This window comes from Bacillus sp. PK6-16 (assembly GCF_056530295.1).
On record NZ_CP096511.1, the window covers coordinates 3,313,754 to 3,332,485 of the forward strand.

General features: G+C 34.0%; 20 protein-coding genes and 2 pseudogenes. 7 read left to right on the plus strand and 15 right to left on the minus strand.

Going from position 1 to position 18,732, the window contains the following annotated elements; genetic code table 11:
- Positions 1–110 precede the first annotated feature (110 nt).
- Positions 111–572, plus strand: a complete 462-nt coding sequence (locus M1D66_RS16895; RefSeq protein WP_000498002.1) for a DinB family protein — start codon at positions 111–113, stop codon at positions 570–572.
- Between the two features lie 8 nt (positions 573–580).
- Here M1D66_RS16895 and M1D66_RS16900 read toward each other — a convergent pair.
- The 6 genes and pseudogenes from M1D66_RS16900 to M1D66_RS16925 all read right to left on the minus strand — a co-directional run.
- Positions 581–1,084, minus strand: a pseudogene (locus M1D66_RS16900) (MFS transporter); the annotation flags it as partial.
- A gap of 30 nt (positions 1,085–1,114) precedes the next feature.
- A complete protein-coding gene (locus tag M1D66_RS16905; RefSeq protein ID WP_000278975.1) occupies positions 1,115–1,891 on the minus strand; it encodes a Cof-type HAD-IIB family hydrolase in 777 nt (258 codons plus the stop codon).
- Between the two features lie 6 nt (positions 1,892–1,897).
- Positions 1,898–2,488, minus strand: coding sequence for a histidine phosphatase family protein (locus M1D66_RS16910; RefSeq protein ID WP_001166439.1), 591 nt, complete (start codon positions 2,486–2,488; stop codon positions 1,898–1,900).
- A gap of 89 nt (positions 2,489–2,577) precedes the next feature.
- Positions 2,578–3,789, minus strand: coding sequence for a stage II sporulation protein P (gene spoIIP, locus M1D66_RS16915; protein ID WP_324659052.1), 1,212 nt, complete (start codon positions 3,787–3,789; stop codon positions 2,578–2,580).
- Positions 3,790–3,804: 15 nt separating this feature from the next.
- Positions 3,805–4,773 (minus strand): SPFH domain-containing protein, encoded by a 969-nt coding sequence (locus M1D66_RS16920; protein WP_000226251.1) that lies wholly within the window; start codon positions 4,771–4,773, stop codon positions 3,805–3,807.
- 2 nt (positions 4,774–4,775) lie between these two features.
- Positions 4,776–5,204 (minus strand): NfeD family protein, encoded by a 429-nt coding sequence (locus tag M1D66_RS16925; protein WP_000741976.1) that lies wholly within the window; start codon positions 5,202–5,204, stop codon positions 4,776–4,778.
- A 274-nt stretch (positions 5,205–5,478) separates the two neighbouring features.
- Between M1D66_RS16925 and M1D66_RS16930 the strand changes: the two are divergent.
- Positions 5,479–6,707 (plus strand): annotated as a pseudogene (locus M1D66_RS16930) (MFS transporter).
- Between the two features lie 49 nt (positions 6,708–6,756).
- On the opposite strand, the gene M1D66_RS16935 reads toward M1D66_RS16930, so the two are convergent.
- The 5 genes from M1D66_RS16935 to spoIIP (M1D66_RS16955) all read right to left on the minus strand — a co-directional run bounded on the left by M1D66_RS16935 (position 6,757) and on the right by spoIIP (M1D66_RS16955) (position 11,545).
- Positions 6,757–8,232: an amidase family protein gene (locus M1D66_RS16935; RefSeq protein ID WP_242554641.1), complete on the minus strand. Its 1,476-nt coding sequence runs from the start codon at positions 8,230–8,232 to the stop codon at positions 6,757–6,759.
- A 182-nt stretch (positions 8,233–8,414) separates the two neighbouring features.
- Positions 8,415–8,861, minus strand: coding sequence for an NUDIX hydrolase (locus tag M1D66_RS16940; protein WP_242554642.1), 447 nt, complete (start codon positions 8,859–8,861; stop codon positions 8,415–8,417).
- A gap of 23 nt (positions 8,862–8,884) precedes the next feature.
- On the minus strand, positions 8,885–9,625 hold the full coding sequence (locus M1D66_RS16945) for a M15 family metallopeptidase (RefSeq protein WP_000747647.1): 741 nt from the start codon (positions 9,623–9,625) through the stop codon (positions 8,885–8,887).
- A gap of 11 nt (positions 9,626–9,636) precedes the next feature.
- Positions 9,637–10,134: a GNAT family N-acetyltransferase gene (locus tag M1D66_RS16950; protein WP_000617576.1), complete on the minus strand. Its 498-nt coding sequence runs from the start codon at positions 10,132–10,134 to the stop codon at positions 9,637–9,639.
- A gap of 256 nt (positions 10,135–10,390) precedes the next feature.
- The gene (spoIIP, locus tag M1D66_RS16955; protein WP_001079278.1) at positions 10,391–11,545 is read right to left on the minus strand and encodes a stage II sporulation protein P; all 1,155 of its coding nucleotides are present in this window, start codon (positions 11,543–11,545) and stop codon (positions 10,391–10,393) included.
- Positions 11,546–11,633: 88 nt separating this feature from the next.
- Here spoIIP (M1D66_RS16955) and M1D66_RS16960 point away from each other — a divergent pair, with 88 nt between their 5' ends.
- Complete coding sequence (locus M1D66_RS16960; RefSeq protein ID WP_048535520.1) at positions 11,634–11,930, plus strand: hypothetical protein; 297 nt, start codon at positions 11,634–11,636, stop codon at positions 11,928–11,930.
- A gap of 4 nt (positions 11,931–11,934) precedes the next feature.
- Positions 11,935–12,240, plus strand: coding sequence for a hypothetical protein (locus tag M1D66_RS16965; protein WP_002164560.1), 306 nt, complete (start codon positions 11,935–11,937; stop codon positions 12,238–12,240).
- On the opposite strand, the gene M1D66_RS16970 is transcribed toward M1D66_RS16965, so the two are convergent.
- The 4 genes from M1D66_RS16970 to cbpA form a co-directional block, all read right to left on the minus strand.
- A complete protein-coding gene (locus tag M1D66_RS16970) occupies positions 12,213–12,779 on the minus strand; it encodes a DUF1572 domain-containing protein (RefSeq protein WP_000435830.1) in 567 nt (188 codons plus the stop codon). The genes M1D66_RS16965 and M1D66_RS16970 overlap by 28 nt on opposite strands.
- On the minus strand, positions 12,760–13,089 hold the full coding sequence (gene csaA, locus M1D66_RS16975; RefSeq protein WP_001263013.1) for a chaperone CsaA: 330 nt from the start codon (positions 13,087–13,089) through the stop codon (positions 12,760–12,762). The genes M1D66_RS16970 and csaA overlap by 20 nt, the downstream gene beginning before the upstream one ends.
- Before the next feature lie 65 nt (positions 13,090–13,154).
- Positions 13,155–14,492 carry a branched-chain amino acid transport system II carrier protein BrnQ4 gene (gene brnQ4 / locus M1D66_RS16980; protein ID WP_419836402.1) on the minus strand — a complete coding sequence of 446 codons (1,338 nt, stop codon included), beginning with the start codon at positions 14,490–14,492 and terminating at the stop codon, positions 13,155–13,157.
- Between the two features lie 454 nt (positions 14,493–14,946).
- Positions 14,947–15,594, minus strand: coding sequence for a cyclic di-AMP binding protein CbpA (gene cbpA, locus M1D66_RS16985; protein WP_001220526.1), 648 nt, complete (start codon positions 15,592–15,594; stop codon positions 14,947–14,949).
- Positions 15,595–15,850: 256 nt separating this feature from the next.
- Here cbpA and M1D66_RS16990 point away from each other — a divergent pair, with 256 nt between their 5' ends.
- The 3 genes from M1D66_RS16990 (at position 15,851) to M1D66_RS17000 (ending at position 18,720) form a co-directional block, all read left to right on the plus strand.
- Entirely contained in the window at positions 15,851–16,720 is an 870-nt protein-coding gene (locus M1D66_RS16990) for a hypothetical protein (protein WP_086385907.1), read from the plus strand.
- Between the two features lie 208 nt (positions 16,721–16,928).
- The gene (locus M1D66_RS16995) at positions 16,929–18,236 is read left to right on the plus strand and encodes a hemolysin family protein (protein WP_000353738.1); all 1,308 of its coding nucleotides are present in this window, start codon (positions 16,929–16,931) and stop codon (positions 18,234–18,236) included.
- A gap of 1 nt (position 18,237) precedes the next feature.
- Entirely contained in the window at positions 18,238–18,720 is a 483-nt protein-coding gene (locus M1D66_RS17000; RefSeq protein ID WP_000217339.1) for a DUF456 domain-containing protein, read from the plus strand.
- Positions 18,721–18,732: the final 12 nt, after the last annotated feature.

Here is an 18,732-nt window from a genome sequence, read left to right on the forward strand (position 1 = left end):
ACAATATAATACTTTTCATTATGCTAGTCAAACTACTAGAATTTTCGGAATTTTGAGTATGATATAATATCCTCAAGAAACTATTATATACGGAGACGAGGAGAATTACAATGTTTGTTCAATCTGCATTGCATCAACTAAAAGTTGCTATTGATACTTCTATTTATATGCTTAACCAATATAGTGAAAACGATTTAAAAATACAACCGATTCACTCAAAACGATCATTATTTGAAATGTGTGCACATCTTTCTCTTATTTGTCATGCTGATTTACTCATTTTAAATGGTATTTCAGAAAAAGAATTACATACCTTTTATATAGAACATACGCCCGTAACAGTTGCTCACATGCAACAAACGATGATTGAAGGATACAACCTTCTCTCTAAAACATTTCTTTCCTACTCCCAAATAGAATTAGCAGAAGTTATGACTGCCTATTGGGGTATTTCTTATTCGCGCTTTGAATGGTTACTTGAAATCGTTGCACACTTTTATCATCATCGTGGACAAATTCATATTTTATTATGCGAGCATATGAAAGATCCTCGCATTCCTTTATTTGAGTGATTTTCCACTCATTCATTAATTATAAATAGAGAAGCTACAAAACCAATAAAAAGTATCATTCCTAATAAAATAAATGTTTGAGCATAACCGCCTATTTTCATAAGATAAATAGAAATGATAGGTCCTATACTAGTACCTAAAAATAAAATAAAAGTATAAATAGATACTGCTATTCCCCTTGCTTTCCCTCCTAATTGACCTACAAGAGAAACTAAAGACGGAACGGATATAGCAATACCTATTACAAAACAGACACTCATCATTACAAGTAGAGATAGATACGAAACAAAGCCCATTGAACTTAGACTAAAAATAGCAATCAACAATCCTCCTTGAAGAACTTTCCTTACTTCAAACCTCTTTGTTAAACGACCTGCAAGTGGTGACAGCAACATACCAAACAGCCCTGCTAAGCGAAAATAAAGGATTTGTTCTGCAGTTAAATTGTAAGTAGGAGAGCTCAAATAATTCCCTAAAACAGTATACATATTAACAAAAGCCATTATTAAAACAGGATTTTTCACACTGACTAACTATTAGTTTTAAATAATGCGCAACTTCTTTAACGCATAAGAAATTCCGCCTTCACTCGCCTTCGTTGTAACGAAATCAGCCCTTCTCTTCAACTCCTCTCCACCATTTCCCATCGCAACTCCTAATCCTACATACTGCAACATTTCAATATCATTTCCACCATCGCCAAAGGCAATGGCTTCTGATTTACTAATATTTAAATGTTCCAATACTTTTTGAATTGCAGTTAGCTTCGATACTTTACTATCTTCCAATACATTTATAACGTAACCATGAAAACGCTCAAACGTAAGTGCTGGATATCTTTCAATGAATTTTTGAGCTTCTGTATCATCAGCATACAGACATATGCAATACATCTCATCTGATAAGTTTCTAACTTTGTCAGGATACTGCTCTAAATTTAAAGTTTCATTTAACGCTCGCATGACACGTTCATCTTTGGAAGCAATATTATTCATTGCAAATTCTTCTGTAAAGTAAGAAACACTGTGACCATGTAATTCAGCAAAATTTGAAATATCATGAACGATTTCGCTTGAAAGTACTGATTTATGTATAACTTCTTTCCCACATTTTATATGTGCACCATTTGCTGAAATAAACGTATTTATACCTAGTTCCTTAAATTGTGAGCATAAACTATATGGTCTTCCAGTTGTAACAACTACGTGAATTCCTTTATCTATTAATCTTTGTACCGCTTCTTTTGTACTTTCGTGCATGCTTCTATCAATCTCACTTAATAACGTACCGTCAACATCGAAAAATACAACTTTGTACATAAGTCTTTACATCCCGTCCAAATGATTCGTATCATTAATGAAATGCACCGTTTTTTGTTCACCCTCAATTTCAATTAAACTTATTCCCGTATCTCCCATTTTGAAATAGTAGTCCATTGAAATTGGCATTTTGAAAAATGCACGTAATAGACTATTAATTACGCCTCCATGGGCAACAATTGCAATTCGGTCATATGTATTCTCTGTCAAGATTTTAGAAAAGATTCCTTCTATTCTCATTCGAAACTCAATAAACGATTCCCCGTTTTCAAAACGATCATGAAGAAACTTTGGCTCTGGATATTTCTTTGCTTCTTCAAATGATAAGCCTGCTTGCACTCCATTATTAAACTCCATTAATTCCTCTTCTAATTGAATGGGACAACCAATTGCTTCTGCTAATGTTTCACCCGTTTCACGAGCGCGTTTTAATGTGCTTGCCCAAATGAAATCTGGTGAAAAATCTTTTTTCACTTTCTGTACAAGTCTTTGTACTTGTTGTCTCCCTTTGTCAGTTAACTCAAAATCAGCTCGACCTTCATGCACATGTAAAATATCAGCTTCTGATTCTCCGTGGCGTATTAGTAGTATTTGCATGTTTCTCTCTCCCTTTATTTAACATTCACAAAATTCCATTATATCACATTTTAAGATTCCAAAATAAAAAAGGAACGGTCTCACGTCCCTCATCCATTCACTTTTTCCGCATCATTCCAATAATATTTACTAAACGCTTCTGTTAACACATCAATTGTGTTATATAATTCATCTAACGTATTATCAACACCACCAACTTCAATTAACATCGCATTTTTCGATAAATCTTGATTATAAACGCCATTTCCATCTTTTTTATACTTTGGAAAAATCCCTCTACTTAATCCGTAATAGTTTTCATCTAAATAACCATTGATCGCTCTTGCAATTTTTTCATTTTCAGCACGGCCTTCATTTTCCATCCCAATTATAAAATATAATCTTGCATACGATTTTCCGTTAATTACTTTTGTTGTTACTTTCTTACGCTGATCGTCACGGTGTATATCAATCGGAAACGCAATTTTATTATTTTGTGCTAATGCTTCTTTTACATATTCATGAGACGCTTTATATGACTGATACCATACCCACTTTTTACTCGCTAATAAATCACCCATATTCGTTTTATCATGAACTACCGGAATTCCTTGTCCTTCAAGTTGCTCTTTCATACGTTTCCCTAGTAAAGACACATTTACATCTGGGCTAGATGGATCAGTTGCCCCTGGTAATAATGGAAAGAAGGATTCCCAGCTATGTGTATGATAAATATATACTGCACTTTCACCTTTTTTCGCTCCGTTCTTTTTCTGAACCGGATTATTCTTTTCTGCTTCTGTAACTTTATCTTTTGCTATTTCCCGTTCTTTCGTTACTTCTTCAATCGGTACACTAGATTCATTTGGGATATTCGTCAAGTTTGTCCCTTCCCCAGCTACGATAATATTAGAATAATACTTTGACATACCAGGTACTTCTTTACCGACGAATGTTCTTAAATCTTTAATTTTCAAATCTGTCGCGATAGAGAACATTAAATTCCCAACTGACTCTCTTTTATTCTTCTTAAAATAATCAAATCCGTAATAGCGATTCTCACTTTCTATCATTTGAACAAAACCTTGCATCGATACTTTTCCAAACCATTGATTTGCATAATTCGATTTCATTGTATGTAAAAATGACGTCAAAATCGACGCTATCATAATTACTATTAGCGCATATAAAAGGAGTAACGAAATCAGTTTCTTCCCATGTATTCGAGTTGCATACTTTTTCACTGCATCACCTTCTTTATACATGGATATGTACAAGTTTTTCAGAATATACGCACAAAAAAAAGAGAAATGGTATACCATTTCTCTTCCTCACTTTTATTGTTCTTTTCCTGTATCATTTGAAAGTAGTTTCTTCGCTTGTTTTTCTTTAAATATTTCTCCAATTGCCCCAAGAGTACCAAGTGTTTCAATTGCATTAGACGGAATAAAGACTTTATTTGCTGGTCCTTTTGCAACTTCAGCTAATGATTCAAATGATTTGTAAGCAAGTATACGCTCATCCAAATTTGCTTCACGAAGCAATTCAATACGATTTTGTTCTGCTTTTGCAATTTCTTCAATTGCTCGTGCTTCCCCTTGTGCTTCTAATTCTTTTGCTTCTTTTATACCTTCAGCTTCGCGAATACGCGCTTCTTTATCCCCTTCAGCCATCAAGATTTTACTTTGCTTTTCCCCTTCAGCGCGAAGGACTTTATCTTGTTTTGCTGCTTCAGCTTCTAAAATAATCGCACGTTTATTACGCTCAGCCTTCATTTGTTTTTCCATTGATGCTTGCACATCTTTTGGCGGGTTAATATCAACAACTTCGACACGTTCAATACGTACGCCCCATTTTTCTGTTGCTTCATCAAGCGCTAAGCGGATTTCTGTTGAAATTTTTTCACGACCAGATAACGTTTCATCCAGTTCCATTTTACCGATGATTTGACGCATCGTTGCTGAAGTAATATTACGAACACCATATTCATAGTTTGAAATACCATATGTCGCAAGTTCTGGTTCAACAATTTGATAGAAAATAATTGTATCAATCTCTACTTGAACATTATCTTTCGTAATTACCTTTTGCGGTGGTACATTCGTTTGTTGAATGCGTAAGTCATGATATACACGAACACGATCTACAATTGGTATTAAAATATTTAACCCTGGGTGCATTATACGTTGAAACTTACCAAATCTTTCAACAACCCCAACTTTTTGCTGAGGAATAATTTTAATTGTTAATGCGATAAATGTAACTACAATTAGTGCGAATATAATCGTTAACGTTAATGCTACCATATTTATTCACTCTCCTTTTTCACTTGTAATATAGTACTATGCCTCTTTATAACAACGACTTTTTCTCCAGCATCAATTGAAGAATCTGCAATAGCTGTCCAAGTATCTCCATCCACCTTCACAATACCATTCGCTTCATTTGTAATCGCTTGCATAACAATCCCTCTTTTACCAACAAGCATATCTACTGTATCAGTAAAACCTTTTGCTTCTCGAAAGTTTTTTGAAATTCTTTTCGTAAAGAATGTCAAAGTTAAACTTACAATTGCACCAACAGTAACTTGTAACAGTAGTGCATCAGGAGCAAACAAAGCAATAAGACCTCCGACAACAGCTCCAATTCCAAGCCAAAGCATGTAAAATGTAATCGACAACATTTCCGCGATAAATAAAATACCAGCTATTATAAACCAAATTACCCAAGCAGCCATATGCAACCCTCACTTTCTTTCTCATTTTCTATATGTATATGAAGAAAAGAATGGTTTATCCGCCCTTTCTTACACTTGGGCGTTTGCTACAAGCTATTGTACATATTCACTGTTACAATGATCATTAATATAATACTATATCAATATATTCTTCATTATACATGAAAATCCCTTTCAAAAAGTGACAAAAAATTAAATTCTTTAAAAATTTTAATTTTTAAATTACAATTATTACAATTACTAAATACTATTTTTTATAGAGGTGATATTCTTATTGAGAAACCTGTCACTAATCTACTATTTAGGTTCCAAAATATGCATTACTCTCGCTGACATCGTATATGTAATGATTATTACAACTCATATTTATATAGCAACTAAATCAGCTACTATTACTGCTCTTTTTCCATTATTACAAGTTATCACAAATCTAATTGCTAACATCTCTGCACCACTTATAATAAATCGTTTTCCATCTTATACGCTGTTATATACGCTCCAATGGTTGAAAACAGTCTTTTTACTATTATTAATGATTTTGTTCCCGGTCTTATCCACAAACATTATAGCTCTATTAACTTTTATTTTTGTCATTTCATTATGTAGCGGGTGGAGTGCTCCATTATTATACGGTATTCTTCCGCGCCTTACACCGAAAGAAAAATTAGTAAAAGTAAATAGTATCTTTTCCTTTTCAACACAAATTGTGCAAGCCGTTGCTTATTCATTTACGAGTATTGTCGTTCTTCTCATTGGCGCTACTTCTACAATCATGATTAATAACATTTTAATGATTTTCGGATGCATTGCATTACATTTTTCATTACGTTCCATACATACTGAAAGAATAGCAGATTCTCCCGCTTCCAAAAGTACTGTTTTATTGGAAGGTTGGAAACTCCTATTTCAAAATCCTTCTCTCCGTACCGTTACATATATGGACTTAATCGAAACTTTCGCAGGGACAATATGGATTGGCGCTATTACGATGGCATACGTTACGACTATCCTTCATAAGGGCGAAGAATGGTGGGGATATATTAATACAAGTTATTATGTTGGCACGTTAATCGGTGGTCTATTAGCCTGGAAAATGAGTTCCTATATTCAAAACAATTTAATACGATCTATGTCGATTGGCTCTCTTATATTTAGCATTCTTACATTTTTATATGGTATGACAAGCAGCGGATTTATTGCGGATTTATTGCGCTTTTTCTATGTGTTCTAATGGGACCATGTTATCAAATTAGAGATATTTCCCAAACGACTGTTTTACAATCAAGTGTCGCCCCTTCTTTATTATCAAAAATGTATACAGCACATGGCGCACTTCTTTCAACAGCCTCTGGACTATCTATGCTTAGCATTGGCATTATTACTGATATGTTCGGTGTTCGTACAATTTATATCATCGCTTCTATTCTTATTTTATGTTCCGCTTGTTTATCTTTTAGTTTATTAAAATATCATAAGACAGAGCAGAACGATATTTCAATTTAATCACTAAAACAAAGAGGACAGGGATTCCTGTCCTCTTTGTTTATTCTATTCATGATAAGTTGGGGATTTTTCTATGCTTTGTCGCTTGTTCAAAAGCATAAGCTAATTTAATTAATATCCCTTCACTAAAGGCAGTGCTTGCAATGGTAATTCCAAAAGGCCTCCCGCTTTCCATATACCCTGCCGGTATTGCTATAGACGGATAACCCGCTTTCGCACATATAGTAGAACCTATATAGGAAGGAAACAGTATCGCATCAAGATTATATTTTTCCAATGCAAAATCAATGCCTTGTTCTTGAGAAAAATATATATCTTCTAATCTCGCATTTAAATATTCTGGATTTCGTAACGTATTAGGAAAATCTTTTCTTCCCTCTAACTTAGTTTGTCCATATTTTAAAGCTCTTTCTGCTATGTTTTTATTAAACTCCATTAACTCCGAAATAGAATGTACCGGGATAGTAGAAGGTAATTTAGAAAGATAGTTATCTAAACTATGCTTCAGCTCATAAAGCGGAACTCCCCAGCTCCATTCTCTATGAAAAGAAGGAATATCAATATTTTCTACTACTGTCGCTCCTTCATTACGTAATACTTGGATCGTTTCCTTAAACAAGATTTCATCATACTCACCATTTTCGTAATAATCTTTTGGTGCATCGTTAAACACACCAATCTTCGCTCCATTTAAACCATTTGCATCAAGGTAAGATGTATAATCCCGATATGCCCTACCGTCACTTTTGTGAGTAACTACATCTTTCTCATCCACTCCAGTTAAACTTCCTAGCAAAATAGCAGCATCGGTTACCGTTCTAGCAAATGGTCCAGCTGTATCTTGCGAATAAGTAAATGGAATAATTCCTCTACGACTAATTAAACCGACAGTCGGTTTAATACCTACTACAGAATTTTGAACAGCGGGGCTCAAAATAGAAGCATCGGTTTCTGTCCCAACAGATACTACTGTAAAGTTAGCAGCAACTGCTATTGCAGATCCTGTACTAGATCCGCCAACAAACATATGATCCTTGCCAGTTCCATATGGATTGATTGTTTGACCACCTCTTGCACTATATCCAGCCCACATGTCAAAAGACATTGCATTTGCTAATTCTGTCATATTCGTTTTTCCTATTATCACTGCCCCTGCTTCTCGCAGTTTAGTAACGAGAAATGCATCTTCACTGCTTATATTTTGTTCTAGAGCTATTGTACCTGCACTTGTATGCATGAAGTCATTCGTTTCAATATTATCCTTAAGCAAAACAGGTATTCCATGCAATGGTCCCCTTACGCCGTTTATCTTTCTTTCATAATCTAACGCTTCTGCAATAAAAATAACATCTGGATTGATTTCTAAAATTGAATTAATTTTCGGCCCGTCTTGATCATACTTTGCGATTCTATAGAGATAATACATCACTAGCTCTTTTGAAGTTAGCTTTCCAGATTCCATTTCATTTTGAATATCTTGAATTGTTAATTCCTTTTTTAAGATTGGATTAAACTGAATTTCCATTTATATTCTCCCTTATATGAACTTTTTTTAGCATATACCCCTTACTTTTTCAATTTTTCATCTCAACACATCCTAAATTAATATCCCTTTAAAGAAATTCAATATCCTTATTTAAACACCTTTAATTTCCCGAAAAATAAAAAAAGTCTGAAACGGATTAACCTTCGCTTCAGACTCTTACATTACTGTGCGTATACTTCATCTAATAAATGTAAAAACTCACCTTGTTTTCCAGCTAATTCAGGGCATTTTGCAATATCAACCCATTCGTAGCAAAATACTAATCCTTTATCTTCCTCACCAGCACTTACAATATGTTCCCAAGTATCCTTTACATCTGTTAGTAAAGTTACATGGAAAAAGTGGCGTTTTTCATACTCCTGTTTTTCTTTCATATGTATAATGTAATCTGCTAAAAAACGCTCTATGCATAAATGACGCAATCCGGATTCTTCCTGTACTTCACGCAATATAGCAGCTTCTAACGTTTCACCTTCATCAACCGTTCCCCCTGGCACTTGAATACCAGCTTCATGTATATCACGATGTTTAAAAACAAGTAATTGCATACCCCCCTCTTGTTCTCTTGTAATATATGCATGTACTTTTTTCTTATATAACATCGTCATTGTACGTCTCTCCCCTCAATTGTTCACTCTGTTACTTCTTCAAGTGTCAGTTGATTATCATACAAATATGTAGCTTGTGGATTTCCCACATACCTTACGTGCCATGGTTCATACCGATAGCCCGTAATCGTTTCTTTCGCTTTTGTGTATCGAACCACAAAACCAAATTTATGGGCATTTTCAGAAAGCCACTGACCTTCTTTCGTTTCCCCAAAAACTGTCTCTAACTGAAATTTAGCAGATTGAGACGTAATATCCATAGCTAGTCCAGTTTGATGCTCACTTGTGCCAGGAACCGCGCTAGACATTGCTGTTTTTGCTTCCCCGTCTTGTTTTTTATACATCGTATTTAATGCTTTTTGTCGATCAAAAGATCTAAATCCAGAAACTGCAAAAAGAAAAATACGCTCGTTATCAGCCTGCTGAAACATATCCTCAAGCGCCCTCGCTGCCTCTTTTCTCATCTTTTTCTTTTCTTGATCACCTTCACTAGAGTAGCGCACTTTCGGAATAACTAAATCTGGCGGTCTATACCCATCTGGTAAACGCCTACTTTTATTTACAAGTACAAGCATTGAATTCGGATTATTAATTACCGCAATATCCCCATCCATATTAGCAATCGTTTCTTTCGCTTTCGGAAATATGCTATTTACACTTACTTCCCGCGCCTGCTTATCCTTATACATTTTATAATTGATTCCTGCTACTCCAATAATAATTATTGCAGCTACAATACCAAGTAGTGCCCATCTTTTTTTCATATAACGACCTCTTATTTTAATAATTTGGCCATTTCATACTCATCGATGCCCTTTCCATCGATAATAAGAGCAGCTTTTTTGACACCTTCTTTCTCAAATCCAGCTTTTTTATATAGTGCCTGAGCTCTTGTATTGTGGGCCATTACTGTTAATTCTAAACGCCATACATCATGTAATTTTGCCCACTTCTCAACCTCTTTAAACAATCTCGTCCCAATACCTCGCCCGTTATACTCTTGTAAAATACCAATTACAATGGTTGCCACATGCCTCTTTCTTTGAATGTTATTTCCATTCACTAATATAAAACCTACTATCCTCTCATCTTCAACTGCTACAAATATTGTTGCATATTCATTTTCTATAAAGCGATGGATCATTTTTTCTTGTTGCTCAGCTGTAGTTTTTCTTTCTCCTGGTTCATATAACATAAACTTCGTTTCTTCATCTAATTGCTTACTTAATTGCAAAAATGATGATGCATCTTCTATTTCGATCTCCCTAATCACTTCAATCACCCTACCAGTTTCATCATAAAAAGTTTTCCTTATAAAAAGATTTTCTCTACTTTCCTGAAAATCCCTTTGTAAATCTCCTGCTATAAATTGACAAATTTCGATATTACTATAACAACGACAAATTATGTCTATTCTGTGACGTCTCATCATTACAAAGAAAAAACGCAAGCATTACACTTACGTTTTTTCAAAAATACTGTGAATTCCTCCTCATCAGGTGAGGTCTCTCACCAATTTAAATTTCACTTTATCCATTCACTTTTTCTGCCTGCCAAAAATATTCACCAAATGCTTTAGCAAGTGCATCAATTGATCGATTCAATTCTTCCTCTGTATTATCTACACCGCCAACTTCTATTAATATCGCTTGTCCTGATAGGTCTTGATTATAGATTCCATTTCCTGTCTGGAACCCTTTTTGAATGACCCCACGGCTCACTCCTGGATATTTCTTATTAATCGCCTCATGTAAAGCTGTCGCTAATTGTAAGTTTTTTTCATAGTTTTTATTTCCTTTCCCTACTACAAATGCAAGCTTTGCATATGATTTATCTCCAATTGTTTTTGTCGTTACATTCTTTCGGGCACTATCACGATGCAAATCAAAAAAGTATTGAAGATCTTTATTTCCAGCCATAGCTTGCTGCACAATTTCTCGTGACATTTTATACGAACTATTACTGTTTAAACCTTTACTTATTAACTTTTGACCAACATCACTCTTATCGTTAGTAGCCCCAATCCCTTCACCTTCTAGTTGTTCACGGAAACGATCTCCTAATATAGAAATATTCGACACAGAACTCGTTGCTTTATTCGGATTCGGGTCATTCGTTAAGTTAAGTAAAGGTAAATAAGATTCCCAGCTATGTGTATGATAAATAAACGCAACTTGTCTCTTCCCAGTCGTTTGGGACGGCTGTTTTTTCTCTTTATTCGTATCTTGTTTAGGTGCTTGTCCAGTTCCACTAGTCCGTTCCTTCACTACTTCTTCAAGAGGAACACTCGACTCTATCGGTAAGTTAGAATAATTTGTACCCTCACCCGCAATTACAATTTCTGTATCGTACTTACCAAATCCCGGGAGCTCTTTCCCGACAAAACTGCGTACATCATTAAAGCGAATATTTGTAGCCATAGAAAAGAGAAAAGAAGAAATTGAAAAATCTTGGTTCAAATTTCGATACTCCTGTGTAAAATAATGATTCTCTTTTCCAAGTACATACATGTAACCATTCATCGATAACTCATTTAACCAATTATATAAATACGTTGACTTTGTCTCTTTCATAGAGGTTACCATCAGACTAATAAGAAAAAAAGTCGCTAGCACTGTAGTAATAACAAATAAAACTAACTTACGCATATTTGTAAACTTCATAAAAAAAAAGCCCCGATTCATACTATCACCTCTCTATTTCAAGTTATGTACAAGCCCTAGAGAATAGACCGTTAAAATTTCGGCTATATTGTTAATGAGGTGAAATGAATTGAAGCTATTAATAGGAATATTACCAATCGCTCTATCATTCATTTTTTATTTGTCCGCTAAGCAACCAAAAATCTCTATTGTGCTACATATTTCTGCGTACTTGGCACTATATGCACTTGGTACAATTATTTCCATTAATATATACGATGTTTTAATACAAGATTTAGTTTTCATGACGAGCATTCATGGAATTTTACTGAATCCATTTTTCCTTATTGCAGGAGCGTATATAGGAACATACACTTTGTACCTACTTTTGTCTCACATTATTATGAAAATAAAAAATGGAGCGTAATGAAATGCAACCACCATTTATCTGTCATACATGCAAAAAAAGAATTGTGAGAAAGAAAGACCTTATTACAGCCACATGGTACTTCCGCTTTTATTTATTTCACAGTGATTGTTTTAAACGACAGCAAGTGTTCATCTCACGATTTCTCCCTGTGAATACACTTTTCAATTTCTTTCTTATTATATATGGACTTATTTTTGGCAGTATTCTTATGATTACAGAACCATCTATTATTTGGCTGACTTTCTTTTTTCCTATTTTTTATCGGTTTCTTTCTTATTATTATGTTGAACGTTTTTTCTCTACATAACGCGCAGACTGACCTCTCGGAATACTTAAACATTCCCACTCATTTTCTTTTAACATCTTCCCAATGTAAATAATCTGACCAATATGCAATGCATAATGAGAAATTTGCCTTTCAATTGCTTGCATGACAGTATGTGCTTCACCGCGAATGTATACCGTCTTCAATAAGTGTTCCGGCGTTAAAGTATTCATCGTATTAAAAACATATTTCCATCCTTCTTGCCAAGCTATAAGGGTTTCTTCTTTTGAATGATAGCATCCTTCAAATTCACCATCTCGATTACGATCTGTTTTTTCACCATCAGACGTTAAAAAATCCGTCCATCTAGAACGCATATTACCGTGCAGATGCTTAATAATAATCGCTATACTATTTGTTTCTTCATGAGAAGACCATTGTATTTGTTCATATGATAATTGAGAAAGTGCCCGTTCCCCTTGTTTCTTTGTTGCTTTAAAGTTCGAAATCGCACATTGCAAATATTCTCGTCCGATATCCATATTAGCCCCTACCTTCACCCTAGCTAATTTTTGTTCCATTTGGCAATTCCATATTAGGCTGAAGTAACACAACATCATCAGCTTCAGGAACACCACCAAGCACAAGCACTTCTGATTTGAATCCAGCTACACGCTTTGGTGGAAAGTTTACAACAGCAACGATTTGTTGACCGATTAAATCTTCTGGAATATACCTTTTCGTAATTTGAGCACTTGACTGCTTTATCCCGATTTCTCCAAAATCTATTGCTAGTTTAATCGCTGGTACTCTCGCTTCTTTAAATTCCTCTGCATGTATTACAGTTCCAATTCTCAAATCCAAATTTAAAAAATCTTCAAAATTAGCCATTTATCATTCCCCCCAATTATTACTTAGACAAAATACAAAAATCCCCTTCAAAAAAAGAAAGGTGCCTAAGCACCTTTCTTTTGTAATTCACTTGATTCATTTGATTTATAGAAGAAGAAACCGAGAATCCCGCCAATACATGATGGAATTAACCATCCGATTCCTTCGTTATATAACGGTAACATTTGTAGTACATTAGAAATCGCGTCAATTTTAATTTTCGCACTTTCTAAACCGTTAAAGAAACTAATTAACAATGCACCTAAAATAGCTCCAATATAAATTGTATTACGCTTCCCAATCCACTTATGGAAATACGAAAGTACGATTAATACAATTGCAACTGGATAAATGATCATTAACACAGGTAATGTTACTGCGATTAATTGTGTTAAACCTAGGTTAGATACAATTAAACTAAATACACATACCATTGTTACAATCGTTTTATGCGAAAGTTTTGGGAATAAGTTTGTAAAGAAACCTGCACACGCAGATGTTAACCCAACAGAAGTTGTTAAACAAGCGAGTATAATAACAAGCCCTAATAAAAATTTACCACTCGTCCCATATAGCTCATTTACAACATTCGTTAAAATAAGGCCACCGTTTTCTGAGATACCAAGTGATGTACTTGTTGAACCAAGATAAGCAAGTGATAAATAAATTAACGTTAAACCAAGTACAGCAATAATACCTGATACTACTGTTATTTTTGCAATTTGACTACTCTCTTTTATCCCTTTAGAGCGGATAACTTGTACAACGACAATTCCGAATACAAGCGCGCTAATTGCATCCATCGTTAAATATCCTTGAATAAATCCACCAAAGAAAGCATTTTCTTTGTAAGCAGCTAACGGCGCAGCTGGCTCTCCAATTGGATCAATAATTGCCTTTCCGACAATAACAGCGACAATTAATACTAATAATGGTGTAAGAAACTTTCCGAACCAATCCACTAATTTAGATGGATTTAATGATAAATACCACGTTATTCCGAAGAAAACTATCGTGAAAAGAAATAGCATGTACCACTCTGAAACCATTGCCTCTGATAAAAACGGCTTCATACCCATTTCAAACGAAACAGCTCCAGTACGAGGAATCGCGAAAAATGGTCCAATTGCTAAATAACTAATCAATGGGAAAATAAACGCAAATATAGGGTGGACTCTAGAAGATAGCGCTTTCAAGTCCCCCTCTACAAACGCGACAGCTGTTACAGCTAGTAGGGGTAATCCGACTCCCGTTACAAGGAATCCTATTGTAGCAATCCAAACATTCTCTCCTGCTTGTTGACCTAAAACTGGCGGAAAAATTAAATTTCCTGCTCCTAAAAATAATGCAAATAGCATTAAACCAATTGCTACCGTATCACCTGGCCTTAAACGTCCCTTCATGCTCTTCATTTGCATAGCACTTTTTCATTGTTTATCTCTATATTTTACAATATGCTATGCATCCTCCTCTCTGCTCAAGATGATAAAATATGCCCCTTACAAAGCAGTGTCTTTCTCCATAATTTCTCCATTCCCCTTATTTTTACTCTAATCATTAATACAATTATTATTTTGAATTTTGATTTTTTTGAATTTTTAAATCATTAGAGTGTTATTACGTGGAGTGTAGATGTCAGACCTCTTTGTTTTTATCACACATATAGTAACATATTTAGTTGCAAAATAAAAACATATTTTCAAATTGATTTTTTTGAAAATCGAAATTATCTACATTTTTATTCTCTTACACAAATATTGTTACAATCTCACCTATTATTCAATTGTTATTTTCAAATAACTTTATACACGTAACATACAAAAGCCATCTAATATATAATTAGATGGCTTTTGTATGTTACTCTATCGTTTCAACTTCACGTGGATTTTTCATCTCTTCCACATACACAACTCTAAATCCGTGATCTTCTAAATCTTTCAATAATGTCTCTAATTCACCGTCGTTAAACTCTTCTCCTAATGTAAACATAATTCTACGAACTAATAAGGCATCATTATCAAAAGTCATCAAACTTTGAATACCAGTGTATTTCTTTAAAACTGTCGATAATTTTTGGATTGCTCCATTATAGTCTTGCGTTCCAATCATGACAGAGTATTTACTAGAGTGAACGCCCCATGCATCCTCTAATAACTCAAAAACTTTTTTATGCGTTAAAATTCCAAGGAAAACCCCTTTTTCATCAACTACTGATAAATAAGGCAATTTTTTTATTGTAAAAAATACTTTAAAGAAAGATGAATCTTCTCTCACAAATCCTTCTTTATCGTTTAATAATTGTATTACACTCTCATCAAGTGATCCTTTATATTCTAAAATATCTACTTTATATATATTCCCTAAAAATTTCTCTTTTTTTTCATCTAAAACTGGTACACAACGATACCCCGTTTTATTTAAATGCTCTAACGCTTCCCCAATCGTAATCGAACTTGAGCACAGTAAAACTTCCCTTTTCGGCACGTAATTCCCTTTAATCCTCATAAAAAGCCTCCTTATGTTAAAATACTTTCTGTGCCATAACTATATTATATTTTCAGAAAAAAATAAATGATTTATTTTATTTTTCTGAAAATTATTCATTTTCTTGTCATAATTTATTCATGAATCCTTCACTTGTATATTTTTGCTATCAAATCTTCTCTCTGAATTACTAAATGAAAAATATATTGTAACTTCTTTCAAAAAAAGCTAAAATAAGAATAAGAATTTTCTGAATATTCTAAGAGTAGGTGGTTATATGTCCTTATTACGCTCACATATATGTAAATTTATAATTGGTGTTATTGTTATTTTTGCCATAAGTCCTATTCCAGCTCTTTTTATTACACACAATTACTCTTATCAAAATGGATTTATTAGCATTTTTCAAAACTTCGCACAGCTTTCTTCTATATCAATTCCAAAGGTTGATTGGATGCATGAATCTATCTTTTTCTCAGCAAACCAAATGATACATACTTCTAATCATTCAACACCATTATTCCCTTACATATGGGAAATATATTTTATATCGATTGTTCGTTTTACTTTTACCCTTGCGATCGGATTTTTCATAAGTTTGGGTATCGGCCATTTATTTTTCAAAGCACCTAACTCGTTTAAAAAGTTTACTACTGTATTGAAATGGATACCTTACTCTTTTTGCACTGTAGTATTACAATGTTCAGTCTTATTACTACTTCTATACATCGCACAATTTATAAACCTTCCTTACTACTCATCATTTATCATCGTATGTAGTACTGCCATGATTATCGTTATGCAAGCAGTAAAAAAATGGATTCCTTTCTTAAAAAACACAAATGAATATGAAATAAAACATGATTCTTTTCTTGTGGATACATTGTTTTTGGCGCTTACTTCGAATCATAAATCAATTTTAGGTTCCATTATTCTTTCATTCGTTTTTATGGAATGCGTTTTTCATGCAAATGGACTGTTACAATTTATCGTTCAATTTGGCGGAAATTCACCTATAATTGTTACAATCGGCTTATTACTACTCTATATCCCATATAGCATACTTTCTTTCCTTCAAACACTATGGACCACAAACTACTCCAAGCAACAGTCATACACTTTAACGAGAAGTGTTCCAAAACCTTAATTTAAAATAACCCTCTATAATCTAAAAGTAGGGGGTTATTCCTTTTGTATAGCGGACAAAATAACAGCAAATTCAAAAACTATTACAGAAACATACCAATATTTACCCTTTTCCTTTGACTATTCTTTTCATTTGGATTTATTATAAAAGTATAACATAATTGCAGGAGGTGACATCTTTATTCCAGACCTTGGAATGGAGAACACGCTTGGACATATTAAATATTTTTCTCATCTTTGTACTTATTCTTATTTCTGGCTTTTTCGTTGCATCAGAATTCGCTGTTGTAAAAGTACGAAAAAGTCGAATTGACCAACTTGCAAATGAAGGTAATAAACAAGCTTTAGCTGCAAGAAGCGTCCTATCTAATTTAGATGTTTATTTATCAGCTTGTCAGCTCGGAATTACAATCACTTCTTTAGGGCTTGGTTGGCTTGGTGAACCGACTGTGGAACATATACTACGACCGCTCTTTGAAAAAATTAATATTACTGGAACAATGGCTAACACTTTATCTTTTGTTATTGCTTTTAGTGTTATTACATTTTTCCACGTTGTATTAGGTGAATTAGTTCCAAAGTCTTTCGCAATTCAAAAAGCAGAAGCAATCACACTCAAATTTGCAAGACCGCTTATTTTATTTGATAAAATTATGTATCCATTCATTTGGCTACTCAATAGTACAGCTATATTTTTCACAAAACTACTCGGATTAGAACCTGCGAAGGAAAGTGAACTTGCTCATTCTGAAGAGGAATTGCGACTCATTTTAGGTGAAAGTTTTAAAAGCGGTGAAATAAACCAAACCGAATATAAATATGTAAATAACATTTTTGAATTTGATGATCGAGTTGCGAAAGAAATTATGGTTCCTCGTACCGAAATGATTTGCTTGTCTACTGAAAATACGTTAGAAGAAAATATGGATATCGTCGCTACTGAAAAATATACACGCTATCCAATCATTGAAAAAGATAAAGATGATATCATTGGGATGATCAATACGAAAGAAGTATTCCATGATCAAACGAAAGGTATTTATAAACCACTTGAATCTTATATACATCCTGTTCTAACTGTATTTGAAACAGTTCCAATTCGTAAAACGTTAGTCCACCTTCAAAAAAATCGCGTTCAGATGGCAATCGTTATGGATGAATATGGTGGTACTGCCGGACTTTTAACGATGGAAGATATTCTTGAAGAAATCATTGGAGAAATTCAAGATGAATTCGATGCTGATGAATCACCTATGATTGAAAAGCGTACACCTAAGCTTACTGTTTTAGATGGAAAGGTGCTTATTTCTGAAGTAAATGATATGTTTGGCCTACATATTGATGATAGTGATTTAGATACAATCGGAGGATGGCTTCTCTCTCAAGCAGTTGACTTAAATATTGAAGCTGGCTATTCCATTGAATACGCTGGTTTTCAATTTAAAGTATTAGAACTTGATGGACATCAAGTCAAAAAAGTTGCTGTACATAAACTAGATATTAAAAAGGAGCTATAAAGTGACTGTTTTATTAACAATTTGTATCATTGCCTGTTTCGTTGTTTCATTTCTCGCCTTTATTTATCCAATTATCCCTGGCATACTAGCTGTCTGGGCTGGATATTTGATTTACCATTTCGGTATAAATGGAGGCGAATTAACAACTTCTTTTTGGATTATTCAAGTCATTTTCACTCTTTTCATTTTCGTTGCTGATTTTATTGCAAATGGATATTTCTTAAAAAAATACGGTAGTTCTAAATGGGGTGAACGTGTCGGAATGATTTCTATCATTGTCGGCTCGTTCTTCTTCCCACCATTCGGACTTATTATCATACCGTTCTTATCAGTATTTATAACAGAACTAGTACATAAAAAATCGCCAAAAGATGCTTTTCTAGTTGGAGTCGCTACTGTAGTTGGTTTTTTAAGCAGTACAGTAGCGAAAGCAATTCTCCAAATCATTATGATTATCATCTTCTTGTGTTATATCATCTTTTAACCATCCCGACTT

Coding starts and splice junctions, on each gene's coding strand:
- cbpA (WP_001220526.1), bottom strand. CDS start 15,594: ATGAGGATTAAAGGGAATTACGTGCCGAAAAGGGAAGTTTTACTGTGC.
- spoIIP (WP_001079278.1), bottom strand. CDS start 11,545: ATGAATCGGGGCTTTTTTTTTATGAAGTTTACAAATATGCGTAAGTTA.
- spoIIP (WP_324659052.1), bottom strand. CDS start 3,789: ATGGTATACCATTTCTCTTTTTTTTGTGCGTATATTCTGAAAAACTTG.
- csaA (WP_001263013.1), bottom strand. CDS start 13,089: ATGGCTAATTTTGAAGATTTTTTAAATTTGGATTTGAGAATTGGAACT.
- M1D66_RS16925 (WP_000741976.1), bottom strand. CDS start 5,204: ATGGCTGCTTGGGTAATTTGGTTTATAATAGCTGGTATTTTATTTATC.
- M1D66_RS16905 (WP_000278975.1), bottom strand. CDS start 1,891: ATGTACAAAGTTGTATTTTTCGATGTTGACGGTACGTTATTAAGTGAG.
- M1D66_RS16935 (WP_242554641.1), bottom strand. CDS start 8,232: ATGGAAATTCAGTTTAATCCAATCTTAAAAAAGGAATTAACAATTCAA.
- M1D66_RS16990 (WP_086385907.1), top strand. CDS start 15,851: ATGTCCTTATTACGCTCACATATATGTAAATTTATAATTGGTGTTATT.
- M1D66_RS16965 (WP_002164560.1), top strand. CDS start 11,935: ATGCAACCACCATTTATCTGTCATACATGCAAAAAAAGAATTGTGAGA.
- M1D66_RS16910 (WP_001166439.1), bottom strand. CDS start 2,488: ATGCAAATACTACTAATACGCCACGGAGAATCAGAAGCTGATATTTTA.
- brnQ4 (WP_419836402.1), bottom strand. CDS start 14,492: ATGAAGGGACGTTTAAGGCCAGGTGATACGGTAGCAATTGGTTTAATG.
- M1D66_RS16920 (WP_000226251.1), bottom strand. CDS start 4,773: ATGGTAGCATTAACGTTAACGATTATATTCGCACTAATTGTAGTTACA.
- M1D66_RS16895 (WP_000498002.1), top strand. CDS start 111: ATGTTTGTTCAATCTGCATTGCATCAACTAAAAGTTGCTATTGATACT.
- M1D66_RS16945 (WP_000747647.1), bottom strand. CDS start 9,625: ATGAAAAAAAGATGGGCACTACTTGGTATTGTAGCTGCAATAATTATT.
- M1D66_RS16970 (WP_000435830.1), bottom strand. CDS start 12,779: ATGGAACAAAAATTAGCTAGGGTGAAGGTAGGGGCTAATATGGATATC.
- M1D66_RS16940 (WP_242554642.1), bottom strand. CDS start 8,861: ATGACGATGTTATATAAGAAAAAAGTACATGCATATATTACAAGAGAA.